Genomic DNA, 24,574 nt, shown 5'->3' on the forward strand with positions numbered 1-24,574 from the left:
ATAAGCCTTGCCTGAAAAGCTTTTCCTTGCGTCGCTCTTCAGGCAAGGCTATGAATTTGGTGTCATAAGATTTTCCACTCTCTCCATGAGAGGTGGTTTTTGTAAACAGAGACAGGAGTTGACCATATCTAAACCGCCATTTAACGCCGCCCCGGGTCGGGAAGGGCCGCGTGTTAATGATGAGATCCGTGTACCGCAAGTTCGTGTTATTGATGCTGATGGCGGTATGGTCGGTGTAATGCAAACACGTGATGCACTTGCGCGTGCTTTTGCTGCAGGATTAGACCTATTGGAGATCAGCCCGACGGCGGAACCGCCTGTCGCTAAAATTCTTGATTACGGCAAGTTCAAGTACGAGCAGCAGAAAAAACGCAATGAAGCTCGGAAAAAACAGAAAGTGATCGAAATCAAGGAAGTCAAGATTCGCCCTGGCACAGGGGAACATGACTACCAGACAAAACGTAAGGCGATTTTGTCCTTTCTTGAAGGCGGTGATAAGGTCAAGATTTCCCTTCGCTTCAAAGGCCGTGAAATGGCTCACCAAGAACTGGGCGTCAAAATCATGGAACGTCTCCGTCTTGATGTGGAAGACGTCGCCAAGGCAGAGCAGATGCCCCGTCTGGAAAACCGCCAGATGGTCATGATTCTCGCTCCAAAATAAAAGTTCGTTCCAGAATTTTAACGCGTAAATCTCTCTTTTATCAAAGAGGCATTTACGCGTTTTTTTATTGAATCATTTATAATCAAAAAAACATTAATCCGACTGACCTGAAAGCAAGAAACAGAGTTTTTCCTACGCTGTATTCACATTAAAGCCGCAGATTTCCTGTCCTATCTTGATGAAGACCGAGCACGACATATTGTTGCTATTACTATGCCAGCAGGACTGTCACAAAAACCATTTACGATGCAGGATTTAACTCCATAATAGCCTTTCTATGAAGCATCAAGGCCATTACCTGAAATGAAAGCAAAAGAGTACCGCAATGGTGGCACTAGCTCTGTAATCAGATTTTCAGGATCAATTTCCTATCAGTGGCGATCATAAATTTGAACAACGTTATTGCCCAGATCGCCGGCTTTATTGAGCACCTTTTAAGCAGCACAGACCACGGTTTGCATCTCCCTCTGGATATTCAAGGGACTGCCTTTCAACAACGTGTCTGGAAGGCCTTGCAAGAAATTCCTCCAGGAGAAACAAGCACCTATACCGAAATTGCTCACCGCATCGGGACCCCAAAGGCCGCCCGTGCTGTCGCACGAGCTTGTGCTGCTAATAATTTATCTTGCTGTTGCTATTCTTTTGCCACCGCGTTGTTCGACGCGATGGTACGCTATCAGGCTACCACTGAGGGGTAGAATGCAAACAGGAATTGCTACAACGGGAGAAGAAAAAATGACTTCCCCTCCCGACATAAACCGAGTTCTTAAATCTTATTGACCGGGATACGGATATAGCTGACACCATTATCATCTGGTGTGGGAAGATGCCCGCCTCTCATATTAACCTGTACAGAAGGCATGATCAGAGTCGGCATGGCCAGCGTTTTGTCACGCTCATTACGCATCCTGACAAAATCCTCTTCATTCACGCCCTGATGAACATGAATATTATTTTCTCTTTCCGCCCCTACGGTCGTCATCCACAGATAATGGTCCCGGTCCTCTGGTAAATAATCATGACAGAGGAACAAACGAGTTTGCGAAGGAAGAGAAAGTAATCTCTTAATGGAATGATAGAGCTTCCTGGCATCACCACCAGGGAAATCAGCACGGGCTGTTCCGAAGTCGGGCATGAAGATCGTATCCCCGACAAAGGCTGCGTCACCGATGATATAAGCCATATCTGCCGGCGTGTGACCTGGCACATGCAGCACGGTTACTTCAAGCTCACCAATTTTGAACCGTTCCCCATCTCTGAAAAGATGATCGAACTGTGAGCCATCACGGGCAAAATCCGTACCAGCATTGAAAAGTTTGCCAAAAACATCCTGCACACGCAGAATATCTTCTCCAATTCCGAGTTTTCCCCCCAGCTTCTCCTGCAACCAGGGTGCAGCCGAAAGATGGTCCGCATGGACGTGCGTTTCAAGCTGCCATTCCACAATCAGCCCGGCCTGTCTGACATAAGCCACAATCTGCTCAGCCGATGCAAAAGACGTGCGCCCTGCTGCCGGATCATAATCCAGCACACTATCCACAATAGCCGCCTTACGCGTTACAGGACATGAAACAACATGACTTGCCGTGCAGGTTGCTTCATCAAAAAAAGTACGGATCACCGGGGCTGGTGATTGCCCTTTAGTGACCTGTTCAACCTGCAATGATGCTTTCTGAAGTGCTAAATCTTTGTCCATGTCTCTTCCCTCCTCGAGGTCTGATCTATATTACTATTTCATATAGGGTATTTTTTCCAAAAGAAAAGAGACCTTAAACAGGATTTAACGTAAAAAATGTCTCCCAAGTAAAAGAGACAGACTCACAGGGGCAACACTGTGATTCAAAGTATAGATATGAAAATGTTCCACACCCTCAGCACGCAATGTCTGACAAAGGCGGTCTGCCATAACAGCAGCGATACGTGCCCTGACTTCTGGGTATGCATCTGTCCCTTCAAATAGCCCCTGTAAGGAGGAGGGTACATTGGCCCCACACATTGCTGCAAATTTCCAGGCCTGCGCGGCATTGCCAATCGGCAAAATCCCCGGAATGACATTTTTCTCAATACCCACTTTGGCCAACTTGTCCCTAAAACGCAAAAATGTCTCTGCTTCAAAGAAGAACTGCGTAATTGCCTGATCTGCTCCAGCGTCAAATTTACGTCTAAGAACATCGATATCAATAGTCGGACTCTGTGCCTGAGGATGCGTTTCAGGGTAAGCAGCGACTGTAATTTTAAAAGGCGCTAATTTTTTGAGACCTTCAATCAATTCAATCGCGGAACCATAACCCTGTGGATGCGCCTTGAAGGGCGTAGGCTTCCCATCAACAGGAGGAGGGTCGCCCCTGAGTGCAAGAATCTGCTTTACGCCAGCATCCCAGTACGATTGGGCAACTTTATTGACTTCTTCTCTTGAAGCACCGACACAGGTCAGATGCCCCACCATAGGAACATCAAATTCCGCGACCATGGCTTTCAGAGTACCTAAAGTGCGTTCCTGCGTCGTTCCCCCTGCTCCATAAGTAACAGACATAAAGTCCGGTTTTAAGGCAGCCAGCGCACGCGCTGTTTCCATCAAGGCTATATGGCCTTCATCAGTTTTAGCGGGAAAAAACTCAAATGAAATATTGGGCAAAGCCCCAGAAACAGAGTGTGCAGACATTTTTTAAAATCGTCCTTTATTTTTCTGTATAAGAAAACCCGTTTATCCTTTTTCTTCGCTCTTCCCTGCTGGAAGTTGCCCGAGCCAAAGTTTTACGGTCAATTCCCCCTCCAGTGCCAAAGAGGTACTAAGCGTTAATCCCGCTTGCCGGAACCATTCATCCATATTCCGATCCCCAAAACCAAGCGAGACATGCGCATCTCTCGTGCGCAGATCTTCACGATCATGAGCAGCAAAATCCACAACCAGAAGCCGCCCTCCTGGCGCCAGAAGCCGGGCGGCCTCAGCCAGAACAGCAGCGGGATATTGGGCATAACGCAGCACCTGATGCATAATGGCCAGATCAGCCATATCATCACCTAAAGGCAGAGCATAAAAATCACCCTGCCAAAGCTCAACACGTCCCCCTTGTCTTGTCTTGACCGAAGCAAGCTTGGCACGCGCCAGCCGCAACATGGCTGGACTGCGATCAAAACCCAGAGCCGTTTCCGCCTGTGGGGCCAGAAGCTCCAGCATACGGCCTGTACCTGTGCCAATATCAACCAGACGCCCTATGGGATCAGACCCGACAAGTTTGAGAATCGCCGCTTCAACATCCTGTTCAGAAACATAGAGAGAGCGAATTTCATCCCATTCCGTTGCATGATCTTCAAACCAGCCCTGTGCAGTATCGACCCTTAAAGTACGAATCGCCTGCAAGCGGTGCTTATCAGCCTTCAGGCTGTCCATCCTCACATTTTCTGAGCGAGACCATTGGTCAAGTGCTGCAAAAATCGGGGCAAGGATCTCTTCTGGCCCCAATGTCAAAAATACCCAACTTCCTTCCTTACGACGGCAAACCAGACCCGCCTCAACCAAAATGCGAACATGACGCGAAACACGCGGCTGACTTTGCCCCAAAACCTGCGCCAGTTCGCCAACAGAAAGCTCCATCTCCCGCAGAAGCTGGAGAATACGTAGTCTTGTCGGCTCTGAGAGAGCCTGAAAAATATTAATTACTCGATCCATAGAACGGCATATATAACGACTTCTTTATATGCGCAATAGCTGTTGACACTTCTCAATAGATTTGCCACTTATAAGAAGAAGGCGCAGCGTTTATGCGGATCTTCTTATGTAAAAACGCTGTAACAGATGGGGATTTCCTTCCTTTCTGGCTATTTAGAGATAATCGTTTCTGGCAGGGTTCATCAGGGGTATCTCTTCCTCTATCCGGTAACTCCGCCAACATATTATGGGGCAAAGTAATGACTGTACGCGTCGCAACACTGGGCTTCCCACGTATTGGAAGCCACCGGGAACTTAAGAAAGCACTAGAAAGTTACTGGGCTGGCACCAGTTCCGAAGCTGATCTTCAGAAAACAGCGGCTGCACTCCGCGCTGAACATTGGTCACGGCAAAAAAATGAAGGGGCAGATATTCTCCCTTCCAATGACTTCTCCTTTTATGACCATGTACTCGACACCAGTGCGATGGTTGGGGCGATCCCAGCCATTTATGGCCAGGTCAGCGACAAGATGGACCTGACGACCTATTTCGCCATGGCTCGTGGCCGCCAGACTACCGGTGCGCAGAAAGCCACAGAAGAAGGCTGTGGATGCAGCCATGGTAAGGGCGTTGACGTTCCTGCCGCTGAAATGACCAAATGGTTCGACACGAACTATCACTTCCTTGTGCCGGAATTCACCAAAGATCAGGTCTTCAAACTGACCTCCACAAAAATCATTGATGAATATCGTGAAGCACGTGCTCAGGGTTTTGAGACGCGCCCTGTTATCCTTGGCCCCGTTAGCTTCCTGCTTTTAGGCAAGACACATGACGAGTCCTTCAATCGTCTTGATCTTCTGGATAAGCTCCTGCCTGTTTATGTGGACGTTCTGAGCCAGCTCCAGAAAGAAGGCGCTGAGTGGGTTCAGATTGATGAGCCGACACTGGTTCTCGACCTTGATAATAATGCACGCAATGCGTTCAAACAGGCTTATCAGACACTGACCACCAGTGTTCCCTCTCTCAAATTAATGCTCACAACCTATTTCGGTGCGTTGGGTGACAATCTTGAGACAACACTGGCTCTCCCTGTCCAGGGCCTGCATGTAGACCTCGTCCGCGCTCCTGAACAGCTGAAGGACGTTCTGGCAAAAGCACGCCCTGACCTGCTGCTTTCACTTGGCATCATTGATGGGCGTAACGTCTGGAAAGCTGACCTGAACACTCTGCTGAAAATCGTTGAGCCGATCGCTGCCAAACGTGACATTATTCTCGCTCCTTCCTGTTCTCTGCTTCACACCCCGATTGATCTGGAACGTGAAACAAAGCTGGATGCAGACGTTAAATCATGGCTGGCTTTTGCGGTTCAGAAAATTGCTGAGCTTTCCACACTTTCCAAAGCCCTCAATAACGGGGCTGCCTCTGTCAAATCAGAGCTGGAAGCCAATGGTGCTGCGATTGAAAGCCGCAAAACATCAAGCAAAATTCACAACCCTGCGGTTAAAGAACGCATCGCTCAGAATGACCCGAGCCTGACCAAACGGAAATCACCTTTCCCGGTCCGTCAGAAAGCTCAGGAAGCCACTCTGAAGCTGCCACTCTTCCCGACGACAACAATTGGCTCTTTCCCGCAGACCGCTGAAATACGCAAAGCGCGTGCCCAGAATGCCAAAGGCGAGCTGAGCGCTGCTGACTATAAAGCGTTCCTTGAGAAAGAAACAAAATCCGCCATTATCTGGCAGGAAGAAGTCGGCCTCGACATGCTCGTTCATGGTGAGTTCGAACGTAACGACATGGTACAGTATTTTGGTGAGCAGCTTTCCGGCTTTGTCTTTACCAAAAATGCCTGGGTGCAGTCTTATGGCTCACGCTACGTCCGTCCGCCCATCATTTATGGTGATGTCACACGTCCTGCCCCGATGACACTCGACTGGTGGCGCTTCTCCCAGTCATGCACAAAGAAACCCATGAAAGGCATGCTGACAGGCCCTGTCACCATTCTGAACTGGTCCTTCGTGCGTGACGATCAGCCTCGTTCTGTCACATGCCGTCAGATCGCTTTCGCCATTCGTGACGAAGTGCAGGATCTTGAGAAAGCAGGCTGCCAGGCTATCCAGATTGACGAAGCCGCTCTACGTGAAGGGCTCCCTCTGCGCCGTGCTGACTGGCAGCATTATCTGGACTGGGCTGTTGAGAGCTTCCGCGTCACTGCCAGTGGTGTTGAAGACAAAACCCAGATTCACACACATATGTGCTATTCTGAGTTCAATGACATCATCGGCGCCATCATTGCGATGGATACAGACGTGATCTCCATTGAGACAGCGCGTTCCAAAATGGAACTGCTAGGCGCCTTCAGCCATCACCGTTACCCTTCAGAGATTGGGCCAGGTGTGTATGACATTCATTCACCCCGTATCCCAAGCGTTGAAGAAATGGTGGATCTGCTCAAAGCAGCGGAGAAGAAAGTGGACCGTCGTCTTCTCTGGGTGAACCCCGATTGCGGCCTGAAAACACGCCGCTGGGAAGAAGTCAAACCAGCGATCACCAACATGGTCGAAGCCGCCCGCCAGATGCGCGGCTAACACCTGAAGAGGAAACTCTTTCAATAAAAAAGGCGGTAGGGATTTCTCTCTGCCGTCTTTTTATTATCTATTCTCAAATAACGAGATAAATTCTACCTTTTCAAGGATTTTTGAGGATTGTGCAGGTAAGAGGGGTGTCTTTTTCATCATCGGCGCGGCCGAAGCTTGCTTGGTCTCCCTTACTCCACCAGACGTAACGGTCTGCGACATATTTGGAACCATCAGCCGCCATGACATTGGTAAAAACAAGGATCTTTCCATCAATTGGCAGAATGGCGAGAGACGTTATATCAGCACTGACGTAGGTCACTCTTATTTTACGGTCCGCAGGCAGGGTTCCAAGAAGGGCTTCCTGCACATCTGTCGGCTTCTGGGTTTTTGCCGAGCATGAATAGACTTCGGCCTGCTGTGTCACCACCTCATCAGGAGCAAAATTAAGCTGGAACTGATTACGGTGCACGGAAATTGTTTTATCCGTAATGGTCCGCGCCGCAGAAATACCGCAACTCAAAAAACTGAGAAGCAAAGCGGAGATCATCCCTCGCCTTACAACAGAGCCGTAAGACAAAATCATCATCATACCTCCCACTTTTCATCATTTCTGGCGTAAATCCCCAGTCTGGTTGTCATATCCTTCCAATGTTCCAGACGGCCAAATGAATCACTCACATCAGGACAATCCAGATCAGCAAAAATCAGCCTTGGATCATCAATTGTAGCATCACCGTAATTGGTAAAGAGAATCCTGAAATCGAGAGATGGATAGCGTTTTTCAATAGCATCCGCCAGACGTCTGAAATCTGGCGTAAGGCTATGGGCAGGACGATGCGTCCCTTCATAATGCAGGCAATCGCGCCAGTCTCTTATGAACAGAATCTTCCGGTCGCCCTTGCAAAGATCATCTATCTTATTCAGAAGCTTTTTATAATCTTCGATCAGACGCCCACGCTGAGCCAGAAAGACTTCCACAGAAGCTGGTTCTCCTTTTGGAAGATCCAGGCAATTATGGTAAACAATCAATGTTTCCCGACACCGCAATGCTTCATGGTAACCATAGAGGCAGACGGTCGAAAACAGATCTTTGAAATTCGTTTCAAAGAGATGAATCAATGTATGAAATGGGGTCAGGAAACCATCAAAAAAACCGGGACCTGACTGCCCGAATGTTTCCTTAATGAAGAAACTTGTCTCTTCACTCCCCCCCAGAGAAATGAAACTGTCAAACCCGCGATCTTCCTGCCCTGAAATTAGTGGGGGGCGGCCCCGGGCAGCTTCCATTTCCTCCCTGAAAAGAAACATCTGTGCATCAGTACGCCAGGGGGCACGATAAAGAGGCTCATGCTGGATTTCTTTATGCAGCCTAACATTTCTCAACACAAATTCCGGCGTGCCAGAAGTCTCTGACGGCAGGGTTGCCAGACCACCGCGCAAAAAGAAGACCTGCCCCCGCTCTGGTGTCAGATATTGGGGCAGGCCTCCATAACCGGCACGTAAGAAACGATGTGTGTGCTCGACATGCTCTTCACCATATTTAAAAAAACGTACATCGAGATAACCGACATAATCCAGCGCCTTTGCATGGTAGCCCACGCAGAATGCCTGATGCATGGGTGCAATAAAGGGACTTTCTGCCGTTCCCAGACCGGAGGAGACATCATTATCAATCTCAAGCGTAATTTCAGGCATATGGTTCATATGGCCATAAGCTTCCACGGCCTTGATCCATTCTTCTTCCCAGCCATAGACATAAGGGTGGCAGTCATCTTCAAAAATAAGAATGACGTCACATTGCTTTTCTTCCTTCAACCACCAGAGCACGCGGTTGCGGTTCCAGGCAATGCCTCTATTCTCGCCCGTGATATAGGGTATATTTGCTTGCTGTAACCATGCCTGGGTACCATCACTCGAACCGTCATCAGCAACAACAAATTCAAAAGGATGACGTGTGAAGCGCCTGATATTCTCGGCACATTGCCGCAAAATATCCTTACGATTATACGTAATGATGCCGATACCTAATCTAATAGCCACGTCCACCCCCATAATAATGATGGATTATTACGTAACGAAATATCACGCTTATTCAAAAACGCGATGTGTTTTATTAAAAAACTCTGATTGTGTTTCACGGCGTGGTTTAGGTGGTGGGATATCACAGGCCATAAAATAAAGACCGATAATAAAAGTCAGCTGAGATAATTCGTCTAATCGCCACCATAAATTATAACCCTGTCCACCGGGATGAGAGCGGCAGAGATCATAGATCAGAAACGCGATCCCGATCAGTCGTAAGGCCCGTAACTGTACCCTTAACGGATTGATATAACCCGGTCTCGCCAATATAGATAACTTCTGACAGACCAGAAAAAAAACCAGACTGACTAGAAAACCAAAAATGGCTGAAGGAATAAAACCCAGAGGCAAGCCAAAGAGCAAAGAAGGCGCAATCACACATGCTGCTTGCAGAACCACAGAGCCAAGCTCGAAACTAAGTCCCAAATTCATTGGTGAACTATTGGCAGGTAAGCGGTTTGCCAAAGGCTGAAATAATTTGTCGAGAATCAGATCATCTACCCGCTGGATAATTTCTGCAATTGTCACACTTATACTCCCCCTTGGTCCATAAATGTGTATAGTTCACAGGTTTGAATAATTTAATGCTTTTATGACTCGATTTTAACAGATTTCTCCAGAAAGTATGTCCTAAGGAGGTTTTGTGTCTTTATTTCGTTTTCCACGCCTGACGCTACTTGCTGCGTCGCTAATGACATCTTCCGCTCTCATATACCCCGCTTTTGCGCAAGATGTTCCTGCTTCCAAAACACAAACTTCTGCCACAACATCACCGCGCCAAGGCACAAATGTTACAAAGGCAACTCTGGGAAATGGCCTCAAGGTCGTTATCATCGAAGACCGCCTGGCTCCTGTCGTGCAGACAATGATGAATTATGAGGTTGGCTCTGCCAACAGTAAGGCGCAATATCCAGGAACAGCCCACGCCCTTGAACATATGATGTTTAATGGCTCCCGCAACCTCAGCAGGGACCAGCTCTCTACATTAAGTGCGCGTCTTGGCAATAATGACAATGCCGACACAACCTCTGACGTAACGCAATATTACTTTACAGCCCCTGCTTCAGACCTTGAATTACTACTTAAAATTGAAGCAGACCGTATGACGGGTCTAAACCTTGATGAGAAAGACTGGGCGCACGAAAAAGGTGCCATTGAGCAGGAAGTCTCACGTGACCTCTCCAACCCTCTTTATCGTTATATGAGCCAGGTCAGAGCTATATTCTATAAGGATACCCCTTATGAATATGATGCTTTGGGTACGCGGCCCTCTTTTGACAAAACGACTGTCACGCAACTCAGGGAATTTTACCAGAACTGGTATGCCCCTAATAATGCTATTCTGGTTATTGCAGGTGACATAGATAGTCAGAAAACACTCAAGCTGGTTGAAAAGATTTTTGGTGTCCTTCCTGCCCGTCAACTGGCTAAACCGCCCACAATCAACCCTGCTCCCGCTAAAACGCACATGCTCTTCCTCCCAACCGATTTACCAATTGGTCTGGTTACAATGGCCTGGCGCCTGCCAGGACAACGTGACCCGGATTACGCGGCCATGACGTTATTGATAGATGCTCTGAGCAGTGACCGTGCCGACCTCTTTGGCCTGGTTCCAGACGGAAAAGCCTTACAGACTGACTTTGTCTATCAGCCTGATGCACAAGGCGGCATTGGCATCGCTTATGCAGGCTTCCCTAAAAATACCAACCCCTCAGCCCTGAAAAGGGATATTGCCTCCATTCTGGAAAATTATCGTCAGAAGGGAATTCCTTCCGAGCTGATTGAAGCGGCGCGCCAGCGTGAAATTGCTTCTCTGGAATTTAACGCCAATAGTATTTCAGGTCTTGCTAACAGCTGGTCTCAGGCTGTTGCGGTCCAACATCTTGGCAGCCCGGAAGATATGATTGCAGCGTTCCGTTCTGTCACAAAAGAGCAGATTGACCGCCTCGCACAGAAATGGCTTGATCCCAAACAGGCAATTTCGGCTATTCTGACACCACGCAATACAGGTAAAGCAATTGCTGATAAAGGTTTTGGCGGCGCCGAGAACCTGATGACCCCTCCTAAAGGTAAGGTCACCTTACCGGACTGGGCTCAGGCCTCTCTTTCCAAGCTGGTTCTACCCCCTCCTTCTCCCCAACCAGCGAGCTATGTACTTTCAAACGGGATCAGATTATTCGTAAAGCCCGAGCATGTCAGCCATACAATCGAATTATATGGTGCCATCAGGCATACACCTGCCCTCCAGGAGCCTGCCGGGAAGGAAGGACTCTCCGATCTTGTTGATTCCCTCTTTATTTACGGGACAGAAAAGCACGACAGGCTGGCCCTGTCGCGCGCGCTTGATGAGATCACGGCTGATGAGAGTGCAGGAAGCAGTTTCAGCCTCAACACCCTGACAAAAGATTTTAAAGCCGGGCTTTCTTTATTGGCAGAAAACGAACTTCAGCCCGCCTTTCCTGAAAAAGCCTTCCTGGTATCACGCGAGCAAACGGCACAATCCCTTCACGGTGTGCTACAATCTCCTTCCTATCGCTATGGACGTGCCCTCAAAAAGGCACTTCTTCCTCCCAAAGACCCTTCTTTGAGAGAAGCCCTTCCTGAAAATGTACGTGCCATTACGCTACAGGATGTCAAAGACTATTATAAATCCACCTTCCGCCCAGACCTGACGACCATCGTCATTATTGGTGATATTGAACCTGAACAGGCACGCCAAGAGGTGGAAAAGGTCTTCTCTTCCTGGAAAGCCAATGGGGAAAAACCTCAGCTCGACCTCCCTACCATTCCTCCAAGTAAAACATCCGCAGCCATTATCGCTGATCCGGGGCGTTCCCAGGATCAGGTAAAGCTTGTTGAAACGCTTGAGCTTAATGTCAAAAACCCTGATCGCCATGCTCTTGCTGTCGGCAATGAAATTCTGGGAGATGGTTTTTCTTCTCTCTTGATGCGGGATCTGCGCGTCAACACAGGCTATGTCTATAATGTCGGCAGTGCCATTCATTACTCACGCACACGCTCAAGTTTTTCCATTGGTTTTGGGGCAGACCCTGCCAAGGTTAAGGCAGCACAACAACTAGCCGTTAAAGACCTTCAGTCATTGAGAGAAAAACCTGTCGATCAGGAAACACTTGATCTTGCAAAAGCAACCTTATTGCGTAGCCAGATCATGGGGCGCTCCAGCTTTAACGCCCTAGCCAGCACATGGCTGACCCTGACTGACCTTGATCTGCCCCTCAATGCCCCTGATGAATCAGCCAAAGCAATCTATGACATGACGCCTGAGCAGGTCCAGAAGGCGTTTATTCACTGGGTCCGCCCTGATGACATGGCCCGCATTGTTCTTGGCCCTGCCCCGCAATAAGGACGAAATCAACCAGACAAAAATGGCCGGACTAAAAATCCGGCCTTCTTTCATTTCATAGTCTGAGAAAGTAGCTTTATTTCAAAAGCCCTTCAGCCCGCATGATTTCCACCGCTTTTTCAATACGATGTTTGTAAAGATGTTCTTTGAGCGTGCGTTCCTGTGCCTTTCGGGCCATTGTCAGAGGCTGCTTGTCATCAGACAGATAGCGATCAATGATTTTTTCAAAATCCTTCAGATTTGTGAAAACCGGAATTTCATCTGCGCTATAATAGCGTCGCAATTCAAACGTATCTTCATGAAAGACCTGAAAAGCCCCTGAAAGGGCTGCTTCAAAGGTACGGGGCCCTGGCGTAGAGGGCACGATCATAAAGCGTTTATTCTCGAAATGAAGCGAACGCCCCAAATTCAGTACAATCTTTGAACGACTATAAAGATCAATGAGCTGGGATTTTTCTATACGGGCATCAGAAAAACCAATGCCTAACTCCCCCCATCCCGGGCCTATAAAGCGGATATTGAGTTTTTCAAGAACAGGCATCAACATATGTGCCACTTCTTTCCGGGAACTGAAAGCAACACCACAAAAAAGCACATCAATCGGTTTGTCTGCATTTTCATCAATTGGTCTGTAATGCAGAACTGGGGATGCCGCTAAGGGGAGATGAAAAACCCGCTCACGCTGGTAGAAATTATGCCCCCAATGATCGCAGGAGAAAATAACGTCAAAGTCATAATCAATCTGATAATGGGCATCCTGTTCATAAGGATCTTCTGTCGCCCAAAAGGCTGTTGTCGCCCCAACTTTCCGTGCTTCACGGGAAACTTCACCGAAATAAGTACTTTCCGGTAGGTAAGAGCCTGTTACGAAAACAAAAGCCGGTTTCAGAAAGCGCACTGTTTCCGCCGCAGCGGCTATATCAATTGATGTAACATTTCCTTCACCGAAAACGCTCACCAGACCGTCCATGATCGTCTGACGAACCTGTGCATTCGCCTGACTTTCATAACGCCCGCCGCCGCATAATAAGACGTGACCTTTTAACGCTTCACCCTTCTCCATCTCTTTTGCTCACTTTCTGTCGCTTAATGGCAATCAATATGTACGATCGACTTAGGCAATATCCTTAACTGACATTCTTTTCTTTCATAAAAGACATAATCCTGCCAAGTTCCTGCTCAAAAAGAGTGGGGTCTGCATCCCTCTTGACAGCCTCCAGGGCATTCTGGCGCAGCTTTTTCCATAAAGCTTCGTCTTTATAGAGCCTTTCTATAGCTGCTGCAAAAGCGGCGGGCTCTTCAGGCGGAGCACATAATAAATCTTCTCCTTCAGTCCAGCCTACCTGATCTTTTAATAAAGGCGTTGTAACAATTGGCAGACCATAGGCTGCGGCTTCATGAAGTTTATAAGGAAGCCCGCCAGCAAAACGCGTTGGTGCAATAAAGAGACGATGTTCATTGAAAAGAGGTTCCACATCTTCAACGGGGCCAATAATTTCCACATTAGGATGAGAGGCTAACCCAGACAGGTTAATAGAGGGTGCCACATAACCCGCAATCCTGATTTTCCAGTTCCTGGCATCTGGTCTTTCCAGCAAGAATGGAAGAACTTCCTGGGTAAACCAGACCATACTATCCATATTTGGTGACTGGTCATCATGAAATGCACCCAGGAAAAGAATATGATGACGGTCTATGAAATTTTTTTGCGTCGGGTGGATGGCAAGACTATGCCCCAATACAGAAACATTATGATGCCCTGCACGCCGGATTAAATCTGCATCATGCTCTGTTACGGCGATCACCTGCTGGCAATAATCCACTTTCTCAAGCTCTTTTGTTAAAAATGCTTCTAATGAAAGTGATTTTTTTACACCACAATAACGGTCATGAAGTATTTTACGCGGAGCTGCAACCACTTCTGTATCAAGGATCATATAACACCCAAGCAGAAAACGGCTTGCTTCACTTAAGATAGGCTGGAGCTGATCAAGATTATGGGTGCGGGCAATCCAGAGCGCATCATAATATCCAATACGTTCCTCAAGAAAAGAAGATAGCGTAAATTTACTCTGATCTAATGCGAGCTCCACTTCCTCAGGAAAATGGCTGTAAAGAAAACAGGTTCTCTGCGTAACAGCCTGAACAGGAAAGACCGTTACGTGATAACCTGATTTCGCAAGGGCACGAATAATATCATTAGAACGGACATAGCCTGAACCTAAAGAACGGATGGGCATGCAGTCTTCAATAAACAGGATGCGCTTTTTACTGTGCTGGCGACTCTCACGCCCCAAAAGGGCATTTCTGATATGAGGTGGCTGCTGGTAGCGTAAAAAATCCTGATGCGCCTGACTAAAGCGCTTCAGATGTTTTTGTATCAGAGCATGGGACCCGGAATGACCTGACGTTCCAAACTCCAGATGCTCTACAACCACAAGCGGGTCATAGACAATACGGACCTTCAATTTCCCAAGGCGAACGCAAAAATCAGTATCTTCAAAATAGGCTGGCTTATAACGAGGGTCATAACCCTGTAAACGTTTCGCCAGCCCTGTATGAACCATCAAAAACGCTGCCGAGCCATAATCCACATCACGCACAAAATTGGCCTCGGGGATTGAAGGATCATCCTCACGTCTATAGCCATAAGTGGCACCATCACGCCATATGATCGACCCTGCCTCTTGCAGGCGCATATTTGAACGAACCAGCTTTGCTGTCACCGCTCCGATAGACACATCAGAATATAAACGGGCCAAAGCCTGAGAAACAGCCTTGGGAAATAAACGCAAATCATTGTTAAGATATAAGATAACAGGTGACGTCACATCATTTAACGCTTTATTACAGCTTTCCAGATACCCGCTATTGAGAGGGTCTCTATGAATAATGGCGCCCTTCACCAAAGAGGTAATGGAAACAGTTTCATCTCGTGAGCCTGAATCCACTAAAATCAGTTCAATATTACCGGGATAATTATCCCGCAAAGAGGCAAGAGTCTGAAGGGTTAGTGTAATCTGATTATGCACAACCATAATCACACTCAGTTCGGGCATCCCCTCAACTGTAAAATCAAGGGGGTTTCGCGCCAGAAGAGGTAAATAAAGCTCTGCTTCCTGACGAAAGAGGCTCCGGCTCTGATCTTCAGACATGGAGGCGATTAATGCCCCTGAATGAGAGGCTACCCCTGACTGTTCTGCGACAAAACGCGTAAATGGACTTTCATAAAGGCCACTCTCGCACTGCGCCTGCACCAGCAAATTCTGACTATAAGTTTTAAGATCCACACCCTCTATAGGCGTCCGTCCTTCAAAAGCACCAAATTTTACAAAATGATCATAACCATTCCGAAATCCTCCCGCCTGAAGGGGCGGGAGAATATCTGGAGAATTAATAAGGTAATAATCTTCGGAGAAATAAGGTGAAGGATTATAAAGAGAAGGCGTTTTATTTGTCAGATAATGATGCAGACCATTCAGATAACGCCCCTGCTCAATGGCCTTTTTTACAGCAGGATAGGTCTTTTGATACCATTGAGGGTCAAAATTATAGGAAAGTGGCGCACTATCAGCGATAAAGGATGGCAAAACAAGCCATGAAGCAAACAGCCCCTCTTCTCCAAACCATTCAGAATAATGAGATCTGACTTCACGGGCTAAAGTAGCATCATAAAAAGGGCCAGACCTCAAACCTGCTTTATCGCCAATTTCAAGGAAATGGTCATAACCATTCCAGAAACCCTGTTGACGAAACTGGGTTATCGTCAACCACAAATTTCTTCGTCTGTAACTTTCTTCATCAAAGAGCCAATGCGGTGCATGAGTCAGAAAGCCGATAGTACAATAATGCTCAAAGCCTGATTGCCACAGCCCCTCCTCCAGCCCCCGTTTCACATCCTGATGATATTCACGGTACCATAATTCATCGAAATAACGATTGGGCGAGTGTCCCAGATGACAGCCAACATCACGATAATAGAGATAAAGGTCATCATACTCTTTTTCCACCATATTAACCTGAACATCAGGATAACGCTGAATATAGAGTTCCGCCTCAAACTCTTGCCAGCGCGGTTTGCGAGCCTTTTGTGGATCACTAAAACAGTAGGACTGCTCTCTCATCGTCCGCCCTTATCTCAGTCTTGTCATAATTTCTGCTGTAATAACGCTCCTAAACGTTCAGCCTGTTTGCCTGTCAGGTCTTTCGTCTCAACCTGCTCCGTGCGCCCATCCTTGAAAGAAACGGTCTGGTCACTCAGAGCATAGCCATAAATCTCACCAACAATATTCACCAAAGCAACATGATATTCACCGTTCAGACGCTCTATTTGCCCCTTCCATGGGTAAAAAACCCCTTTAAAACCGGAACATAACGGAGCTTCGCGATGAACGACGCGCACGTCATCACGTGCAAAGCGCTCAGTCCCGAAATAGGCAATTTCATCTTTTTCGGCATTAATAAAGGCAACATAAAGCTGACCAGACCGCGTCATGCCCTCAAGGAAGCCCCATCCCCTGACAAAAAGCGCACCAGCTTCCTTCGCCTGATTTTCATCAATCGCAACTATTTTCAGGGAATCGATGAAATAAGAGAGGATCTTCTCCTGATGTAAAAACAGCTTTTTCTCTGAAATTCTACTCAGATTAACCCCACGCAGCAGGCCATCACTTAACAAGACCCTGCGAAAAGCCGATAAAATCTCAGCGTTAGAGGGTTTTGCTGAGAAGATATTTTCTATTTTACCTTCCTTGACTTCTACGCCACGAGAGAGAAGCTGAAAAGCTCCGCGATGGTTAATAACATTAATCAGGCCAATTCTATAACGTCCTTCGCACCATTTTCCCCGCAAGGCAGCCTTGGCCTGGAAGCCGGAACGACGCGGCACACTGCCAAAAAGCCTGGAAATATCAACACGAATTTCACGCTCACTCTCAATATAAATGAGAGGATTCTGTTCATGTTCACTAACCAGAACCACATAAAGCTGCCCAGCAGTGCTGACATCTGGCAAGAACATCCAACCGCCAATATGAAATTCACTAACCGGCTTAAATGACTCTTCACTATCCTCACTCAGAACGTAATGACAGAGATCATCAACGTAACATTCCGCCCCCTGAATCGCGAACCAGTCTATAATATCAGGGGGGAGACAAATGGACAGGTCACGCTTGACCGGAGGGTCAAAAATATGACGTGGAGGCGCCTGATGGCGCCATGAATTATGAGGCAGATAATGAATTTGCCCCATATCAAACTGGAGTTCCGAAACCCCCATTTCCTGATTAGGCGCAATACGCTGATAAAGCTCCAGCAATTGCTGGCCATATATACCTTCATGAGTCCATAAATCAGGCGTAATGGCTTCCATCATGCGCTGACGTAATGGCTCTGAAGACCGTAACAGCTCCAGCCTTTCAAGGACCTTGTCAGGACGGTTTACTGGTACTTTAAAACCGTTAACGCCGTCAGTGACACGATCATGAAGAGCACCAATATCTGTCACAATGGGGATTAAACCATTCTGCCAAACTTCAGAAAGGGAAATACAATATGTTTCAGGCCAGATCGAAAGAATTAATGCGACATCTGCCTGTTGCAGAAGCTCTGTATTCCCCACATCATAACGTCCATGCACCGTCACATTGGAACGCTGTATATTATCGAGAACAGACTGATAATCCGGCTGGATATAACCCATGATATGAAAATGGAAATGTTCCTGATGAGCAAGCTCAATAAGCGCCAGAACGGCGTCAGCTCCTTTGGTCCTCAGAAAATTACCAATAACCGCTACCTCCAAAGGACGCCCCTGAAGTGGAACATAACCTCTCGGAACAACTGGCACTGTCGAATCAGGACTGGGAATACCATTGACCACGCTGATTTTACTATCAAGAACAGGATAAATACGGTGTATAAAATCCCGTGAGTGCTTTGTCCCAAACATGATCCCATCAATATGATGGAGCATACGGTCTATAAAAGCACGTCTGGTCTGTTCGCCCCCATAAGCAATATTTTCGGCAATTTTAAAATTAACGTCCATGGCCAAAATAGAGGCAAACTCATCCTCGCTATAGCGCATGTCACGATTAAGCAGATTATAACGTGTCGAAACAAGCCAGAAATCATGCGCAGAGAACAGCACCCCGGCGCCACACGCCTTAGCAATGAAAGGCAAGGAGCTTGCATGATGACCCAAATGCTGAAAGTGAACGACGTCTATATTATACTGGCTGATAACCGCTGAAAAAGCAGTCTCTTCTGTGGCATCACAAAGAATATCGTGCCATTCTTTTTCAACCAGATCGCAACATTCAAGCTCTTGCCCAGCAGCGTTGACAAGGCGACAAAATCCCCCCCGGCGCAACCAGAAGAAAAACTCAACATCGCGGCCCAATAAAGTGCAAAGAACCTGCTGATAAACTTCTACGCCACCCCACTCCTTCTCATTGAGGGTAGAGTGTGTGCAGAACAGGACGCGCAAACGCCGACGACGTTCAATCTTCTCTGCTTTTGCCTGGGGACGTTTTTTGAAATTCGCTTTCGTAATATCATGAATATGCTCTAACCGATGCTCATAAAGATGCATCTGAAGCGCTGATTTCTGCGATGCCAAAGCAGCCTTTCTTCTGGCCGTCTTATTATTCAGCAGGCGGGCAATGGCCTCAATAATTTCGTCGCTTCCACGCGTAAGGGCAACACCATCAACCACATCGCAATATTCATTTGCCATGCCATCGGCAATTTCTACAACCTGTGCTGTACCCGCTAAAGCCAGTTCAAAGAGGCGTGGCCCTGGTGCCGTAGCCTGGCTAACCGTGCCATGGCTTGCATAATTCCGGAACATTGTCAGCGTTACAGCACTGACATTGGCAAAATCTATAAAGGACTCATGGCTGATAGGGCGCTGAAGAGACAAGGCAGCAATATCTGCCGGCAGGGGGGGAAGATATTCATTTGTCGGACAAACAAGCTTGAGCCGGGCCTCAGGAAAAGCGGCAATAACACGTCGGAGCACCTCGACACGGTTAGGCCACATAGTTCCAGCAAAGAAAATATCATAATCACATTCCTGAGCAGCGCGAACAGGGCGTTCATGAAGCCACTGGCTAGCCGCTAAAGGCAGATAATGCCCCTTCCCAAAATAAGCGCTGACGCTCGTTGGGTCATTAGTAAAAACATGATCAAAAAGCAGAGAATTTTCGACGTTGAATTCCTGCATAAAAGGATCTTCAAACGTCCATAAAATCATCGTCTTGAAAGCCGGGCGGACACGCCGCATCAAGGCAACATTCAGGCGCTGACCATCCAGACATAGAAGGGTATCATGTTCCCCTGATGCTGCAAGACTGGCAAGATTCATATTATCAGCAACAATAATATTATCCCGCCCAAAAAGTTTCTCTGCGGCTTTTTTTATAGCAAGCGTAAGATAGGCATTGGAGTTATGCGTATAATTCGTGTTGTAGATAACAGCCATGCTTTTCCCTGAACTTAAAGCCCACACACTATTTATTGCTTCTCACTCAACTGGTTAGAAGCAATGATAATTTTAGTTAAGACGCTATATATTACCTATTGTATTTCTATCAGATTCACCTGCATTCGAACAAGTCCTTACCTCAAATGCAAAAAGGATGCCCCTTTAAAAGAAGCATCCTTTCGTAAATGGTTTATTTAACAAAAGTTAAATAAACCTAAGCGGATCATTCCGACTTAATTTTCTGTGTTACGACGACGGATCGCTGCACCCAGAATATCACCCAGGGAAGCGCCTGAGTCAGAAGAACCATATTCACTAATTGCCTGCTTGTCTTCCTCGACCTCACGGCCACGGATTGTCAGAGCAAGCTTGCGGGATGCACGGTCAACCGCGATGATCTTGGCATCAACCTTCTCACCAACAGCAAAACGTTCTGGACGCTGTTCAGCCTTATCACGAGCAAGCTCGCTACGACGGATGAAGCCAGACAGAACATCATCAACCTTCACCTCGATCCCGTTCGTCTGAACAGCGGTCACGATGCAGGTAACGACATCACCTTTATTGATGCGTGCCAATGTATCGGCAGCAGGATCTTCCTGAAGCTGTTTGATCCCCAGAGAGATACGCTCTTTCTCGGCATCCACATCAAGGACTTTAGCCTGAACGACCTGACCTTTTTCATAACGGGACATGACAGCCTCACCAGGCTCATCCCATGAAAGGTCAGACATATGGACCATACCATCAATATCAGCAGACAGACCAATGAAGAGACCGAATTCTGTAATATTACGGATTTCGCCTTCAATGACAGAACCGACTTTATGCTCTTCAGCAAACTGCTCCCAAGGATTGCGCTGAACCTGTTTAAGCCCCAGAGAAATACGACGCTTGCTGCTATCAACATCCAGGACCATGACTTCAACTTCCTGAGAAGTTGCCACGATTTTACCCGGATGAACGTTCTTCTTCGTCCATGACATTTCAGAAACATGCACGAGGCCTTCAACGCCTGGTTCAAGCTCAACAAATGCACCGTAATCAGTGATGTTGGTAACACGACCTGTGAAGCGTGCTCCGACAGGGTATTTAACAGCAACATTCTCCCATGGATCAGCTTCAAGCTGCTTCATGCCGAGAGAGATACGCTGCGTATCAGAATTGAAGCGAATCACCTGAACGCGAACAGGCTGCCCGATCTGGAGAGCTTCTGAAGGATGGTTGATACGCTTCCAAGCAATATCCGTAACATGCAGAAGCCCGTCAACACCGCCCAGATCAACGAACGCACCATAATCTGTGATGTTTTTCACAACACCATCAAGAATCATGCCTTCTGTCAGACCCTGAATCAGCTCTGAACGCTGCTCAGCGCGTGTTTCTTCAAGCACTGCACGACGTGAAACCACGATATTGCCGCGAGCACGGTCCATTTTCAGAATCTGAAATGGCTGTGGCTGTCCCATAAGAGGGCCAACATCACGAACTGGACGGATATCAACCTGGCTACCTGGCAGGAAGGCCATTGCACCGCCGAGATCAACTGTAAAGCCGCCCTTGACGCGTCCGTAAATTGTACCATTTACGCGCTGATTATTTGCAAAGGCACGCTCGAGAGCTGTCCATGCCTCTTCACGACGTGCTTTCTCGCGTGACAGGACGATGGAGCCATCGCGATCTTCATAACGCTCAACATAAAGTTCGAGAACGTCACCTGGTTTCACGTCAGGTGCAACACCTGGAGGACCAAATTCGCGCAGAGCAACACGCCCTTCGCTCTTCAGCCCTACGTCAACGATCGCATAATCGTTCGTCAGACGCAGAATACGTCCTGTGACAACTGATCCTTCGAAAGCGGCGTCAGTGCCTAGCGTTTCGTCAAGGAGAGCAGCAAAATTTTCAACTTCATGTTGTGATGTCTGAGTGGCAGAAGCCATGTAATTCCAGCATTCCAGGACCTTCCCATCATTGATGAGTTGACGGTCCACGTTATGCGCCGCTTCGCAAAAAAGCTTAAAACGACGTCTCCCCCCTTTTTCAGTCACAAAGAGGGTCAGTGAATCAAATATTAAGAGGCCATTTCTTTTTAACCTGGCCTGACTGAGATCATGACTGCATTAATCCCAGTCCTCTGCACCAATAACGCGCGAGGCAATGATGTCAACCTTATTTAGGCGCTTTTTTACTCCATTGGATAAAAAAGTGTCCAAATACCTCATTCTTACCGGAAAGTGACCTCATTTAACGAATCAGGTCCCGTTCTTTCAGGCAGATCATTACCTTTTGTAAAACGGCCTCTGCATCAAGATGATCTGTTATAATCTCCACAGCATCTGCCGCAGGCTTCAGAGGTGCGACAGCACGAGACGCATCCTGCTGGTCGCGCTCCGTAATCGCCTTTATTTCCTGCTCCAAAAGGGAAGGATCGGCGCATTCATGGCCATGACGCTGTTTATAACGTCTCTGTGCTCTGACTTCAGGTGAGGCTGTAATGAAAAATTTCATATCCGCATCGGGGAAAACCACCGTGCCGATATCACGCCCGTCAATAACACCACCATTTAAATGCCCGAAATAACGCTGACGCTCTAACAGGGCAGATCTGACCCCTGGTTGGCGTGCAACCTGAGAGGCAGCCTGATCGACCTCCGGCAATCTCAGGTCTGAGCGCAACATATCTTCTGGCTTTAGTCTTTCAGCAAAAAGAGTCGCATCACCCTGCGGATCCACCCCCTGATCAAGGACAGAGCGGGCAACTGCACGATAAAGAAGTCCTGTATCCAGATAGGGAATCCCCAAAACCCGGGCAAGAGATTGCGCCAGAGTCCCCTTACCAGCCGCTGCGGGGCCATCAACGGCAATAATCAGCTTTTTGACAGGTTTCATGATTTTAAAGCCCTGCGCCCAGGCGATTCATAAGTTCAACAAACCCCGGAAAACTCGTCTCAATAAAGGCTGTATCATCAATTTTTACCGGATTCTGAGCTGCAAGACCAAGGATAATGCCACTCATAGCCAGACGATGATCCATATGCGTTTTCACAAATCCTCCTCCTACCAATGAAGGCTGCCCCTGAATGATCATATCATCTCCTTCAACATGCACTTCTGCCCCGTTTGCCTTTAACAGGGCCACTGTTGAAGCAAGACGGTCACTTTCCTTCACACGCAATTCAGCAAGCCCTTTCAGGTGAGATGTGCCCTCAGCAAGGGCGCAGGCTACTGACAGGATGGGATATTCATCAATCATGGAGGGGGCACGTTCTGCCGGGACTGTCACAGCACGCAAACGGCCTGCCTTGACGTGCAGGTCCCCTAATCTTTCACCTCCTTCGATGGTTTCATTATGAATTTCGAGCGAGGCCCCCATTTCCTTTAATGTGGTAAACAAACCCGTCCGCAAGAGGTTTAAACCGACTTTTTCAATAATAATTTCCGAACCTGGCACCAATAAGGCTGCCACGACCGGAAATGCTGCTGAAGATGGATCCCCAGGCACAATAATATCGCGTGCTTTCAGTCGGGCCGGCCCCTGGAGACGGATAGTACGACTACCATCTTCTGAAATGGACACATCAACATCCAATCCGAAATGACGCAGCATGTTTTCTGTATGATCCCGCGTTGGGACAGGTTCTATGACGCATGTTTCACCCTGGCAGTTCAACCCTGCCAGCAGGAGTGCCGATTTCACCTGAGCTGAAGCGACCTGCAATCTATAATGGGGTGCAATTCCTTTGCCAGTCCCCATAATTGCCATAGGGAGCCGTTTGCCTGTACGTGTTACAAACCGGGCGCCCGTTTCTGAAAGCGGGTCACTCACCCTGCCCATAGGACGTGACCGCAAAGAGGCATCACCTGTCATGATACTATTGATAGGATGCGTTGCCAGAACCCCTGAGAGCAGACGCGCTGCCGTGCCGGAATTACCCATATCGAGCACATCATCCGGTTCTTGCAACTTTCCGATACCGATCCCCTCAACACGCCAGAAATCATGATTGCGTTCAATCTTTGCCCCCAAAGCCTCGACAGCCTTTGCAGTGCAGATCACATCTTCGCCCTCAAGCAATCCGTAGATTCTGGTAACACCTTCTGCCAGAGCCGCCAGCATAAGAGCGCGATGGCTTATTGATTTATCGCCTGGGACTTTAATACGCCCAAAAAGACGGGAAGAAGGGGCAGAAACAGTTAAAGGACGTGAATTGGTCATGATCGCTCTTACTATTAAAAAGACAAAAACAGATTGACAGTTCTCTTGCGTAAAATAAATTTATTTGAAAAAATTTATATTCTGAAGCAGAAAAATTTGACAGAGGAGGCGTGAACATGGCATGGCCCCTTCACTTCCTCCTGTAAACGGTATTGGTAGGCCCACACTATGGCAAAAGCTGAACTCGGTCTGAAACGGACATGCGTTGAATGTAATTCACGCTTTTACGACCTTAACCGCGTACCACCGGTATGCCCAAAATGTGGTACCGTGCAGCCCGCAAATAGCTCACGTCTCAAAAATCGTGATGATGAACTTGAAGACGATAAAGAAAACACTCTGCCCCAGAACGAGCATGAGAATGACCTTGATGTCGATCTGGACAATGACAGTGATACCGATGACGATGTCATGACTGATGATGACCTCGATGACGACATCAGCAATGACATTGAAGTCAACACAGATAACGACGAGCGCGACGACAATTAAACGATATGCAGCTCAGGAACTCTGGGGAATACTTCCCCACCC

Annotated in this window: 17 protein-coding genes; 5 read left to right on the plus strand and 12 right to left on the minus strand. The window is 47.6% G+C overall.

The annotated features are described in order from the left end of the window. The first annotated feature begins 85 nt into the window (after positions 1 to 85). Together infC and AC3B6P_RS00960 are read left to right on the plus strand one after the other, a co-directional pair. Positions 86 to 661 (plus strand): translation initiation factor IF-3, encoded by a 576-nt coding sequence (gene infC / locus AC3B6P_RS00955; RefSeq protein ID WP_489805508.1) that lies wholly within the window; start codon positions 86 to 88, stop codon positions 659 to 661. Between the two features lie 389 nt (positions 662 to 1,050). Then, positions 1,051 to 1,359, plus strand: coding sequence for a methylated-DNA--[protein]-cysteine S-methyltransferase (locus tag AC3B6P_RS00960; protein ID WP_489804293.1), 309 nt, complete (start codon positions 1,051 to 1,053; stop codon positions 1,357 to 1,359). Between the two features lie 68 nt (positions 1,360 to 1,427). Here AC3B6P_RS00960 and AC3B6P_RS00965 read toward each other — a convergent pair whose 3' ends face one another. From AC3B6P_RS00965 to AC3B6P_RS00975, 3 genes are all read right to left on the minus strand, one after another. Then, on the minus strand, positions 1,428 to 2,357 hold the full coding sequence (locus AC3B6P_RS00965) for an MBL fold metallo-hydrolase (RefSeq protein WP_489804294.1): 930 nt from the start codon (positions 2,355 to 2,357) through the stop codon (positions 1,428 to 1,430). A gap of 84 nt (positions 2,358 to 2,441) precedes the next feature. After that, a complete protein-coding gene (locus tag AC3B6P_RS00970) occupies positions 2,442 to 3,323 on the minus strand; it encodes a methylenetetrahydrofolate reductase (RefSeq protein WP_489804295.1) in 882 nt (293 codons plus the stop codon). A gap of 42 nt (positions 3,324 to 3,365) precedes the next feature. Next, on the minus strand, positions 3,366 to 4,331 hold the full coding sequence (locus AC3B6P_RS00975; RefSeq protein ID WP_489804296.1) for an ArsR/SmtB family transcription factor: 966 nt from the start codon (positions 4,329 to 4,331) through the stop codon (positions 3,366 to 3,368). A gap of 239 nt (positions 4,332 to 4,570) precedes the next feature. On the opposite strand from AC3B6P_RS00975, the gene metE reads away from it, so the two are divergent. Continuing rightward, entirely contained in the window at positions 4,571 to 6,895 is a 2,325-nt protein-coding gene (gene metE, locus AC3B6P_RS00980; RefSeq protein ID WP_489805509.1) for a 5-methyltetrahydropteroyltriglutamate--homocysteine S-methyltransferase, read from the plus strand. Positions 6,896 to 6,995: 100 nt separating this feature from the next. On the opposite strand, the gene AC3B6P_RS00985 is transcribed toward metE, so the two are convergent. From AC3B6P_RS00985 to AC3B6P_RS00995, 3 genes are read right to left on the minus strand one after another with little or no spacing between them, the layout of a single operon-like run. Then, the gene (locus tag AC3B6P_RS00985) at positions 6,996 to 7,475 is read right to left on the minus strand and encodes an MliC family protein (protein ID WP_489804297.1); all 480 of its coding nucleotides are present in this window, start codon (positions 7,473 to 7,475) and stop codon (positions 6,996 to 6,998) included. Beyond that, the gene (locus AC3B6P_RS00990; RefSeq protein ID WP_489804298.1) at positions 7,472 to 8,926 is read right to left on the minus strand and encodes a glycosyltransferase family 2 protein; all 1,455 of its coding nucleotides are present in this window, start codon (positions 8,924 to 8,926) and stop codon (positions 7,472 to 7,474) included. The genes AC3B6P_RS00985 and AC3B6P_RS00990 overlap by 4 nt, the downstream gene beginning before the upstream one ends. Before the next feature lie 48 nt (positions 8,927 to 8,974). After that, positions 8,975 to 9,496 carry a hypothetical protein gene (locus AC3B6P_RS00995; protein ID WP_489804299.1) on the minus strand — a complete coding sequence of 174 codons (522 nt, stop codon included), beginning with the start codon at positions 9,494 to 9,496 and terminating at the stop codon, positions 8,975 to 8,977. 163 nt (positions 9,497 to 9,659) lie between these two features. Between AC3B6P_RS00995 and AC3B6P_RS01000 the strand changes: the two genes are divergently transcribed. Next, on the plus strand, positions 9,660 to 12,332 hold the full coding sequence (locus tag AC3B6P_RS01000) for a M16 family metallopeptidase (RefSeq protein ID WP_489805510.1): 2,673 nt from the start codon (positions 9,660 to 9,662) through the stop codon (positions 12,330 to 12,332). 76 nt (positions 12,333 to 12,408) lie between these two features. Here AC3B6P_RS01000 and AC3B6P_RS01005 read toward each other — a convergent pair whose 3' ends face one another. From AC3B6P_RS01005 to aroA, 6 genes are all read right to left on the minus strand, one after another. Further along, complete coding sequence (locus tag AC3B6P_RS01005) at positions 12,409 to 13,395, minus strand: CgeB family protein (protein ID WP_489804300.1); 987 nt, start codon at positions 13,393 to 13,395, stop codon at positions 12,409 to 12,411. A 64-nt stretch (positions 13,396 to 13,459) separates the two neighbouring features. After that, entirely contained in the window at positions 13,460 to 16,456 is a 2,997-nt protein-coding gene (locus AC3B6P_RS01010) for a glycosyltransferase (protein ID WP_489804301.1), read from the minus strand. 23 nt (positions 16,457 to 16,479) lie between these two features. Beyond that, on the minus strand, positions 16,480 to 19,821 hold the full coding sequence (locus AC3B6P_RS01015) for a glycosyltransferase (RefSeq protein ID WP_489804302.1): 3,342 nt from the start codon (positions 19,819 to 19,821) through the stop codon (positions 16,480 to 16,482). A gap of 236 nt (positions 19,822 to 20,057) precedes the next feature. Beyond that, the gene (rpsA, locus tag AC3B6P_RS01020) at positions 20,058 to 21,764 is read right to left on the minus strand and encodes a 30S ribosomal protein S1 (protein ID WP_489804303.1); all 1,707 of its coding nucleotides are present in this window, start codon (positions 21,762 to 21,764) and stop codon (positions 20,058 to 20,060) included. Positions 21,765 to 22,068: 304 nt separating this feature from the next. Then, positions 22,069 to 22,713, minus strand: coding sequence for a (d)CMP kinase (cmk, locus tag AC3B6P_RS01025; RefSeq protein ID WP_489804304.1), 645 nt, complete (start codon positions 22,711 to 22,713; stop codon positions 22,069 to 22,071). Between the two features lie 4 nt (positions 22,714 to 22,717). Further along, positions 22,718 to 24,040, minus strand: a complete 1,323-nt coding sequence (gene aroA, locus AC3B6P_RS01030) for a 3-phosphoshikimate 1-carboxyvinyltransferase (RefSeq protein WP_489804305.1) — start codon at positions 24,038 to 24,040, stop codon at positions 22,718 to 22,720. 168 nt (positions 24,041 to 24,208) lie between these two features. Here aroA and AC3B6P_RS01035 point away from each other — a divergent pair, with 168 nt between their 5' ends. Continuing rightward, positions 24,209 to 24,532: a TIGR02300 family protein gene (locus AC3B6P_RS01035; protein ID WP_489804306.1), complete on the plus strand. Its 324-nt coding sequence runs from the start codon at positions 24,209 to 24,211 to the stop codon at positions 24,530 to 24,532. The last annotated feature ends 42 nt before the right edge of the window (positions 24,533 to 24,574 follow it).

Source organism: Aristophania sp. ESL1142 (genome assembly GCF_058107345.1).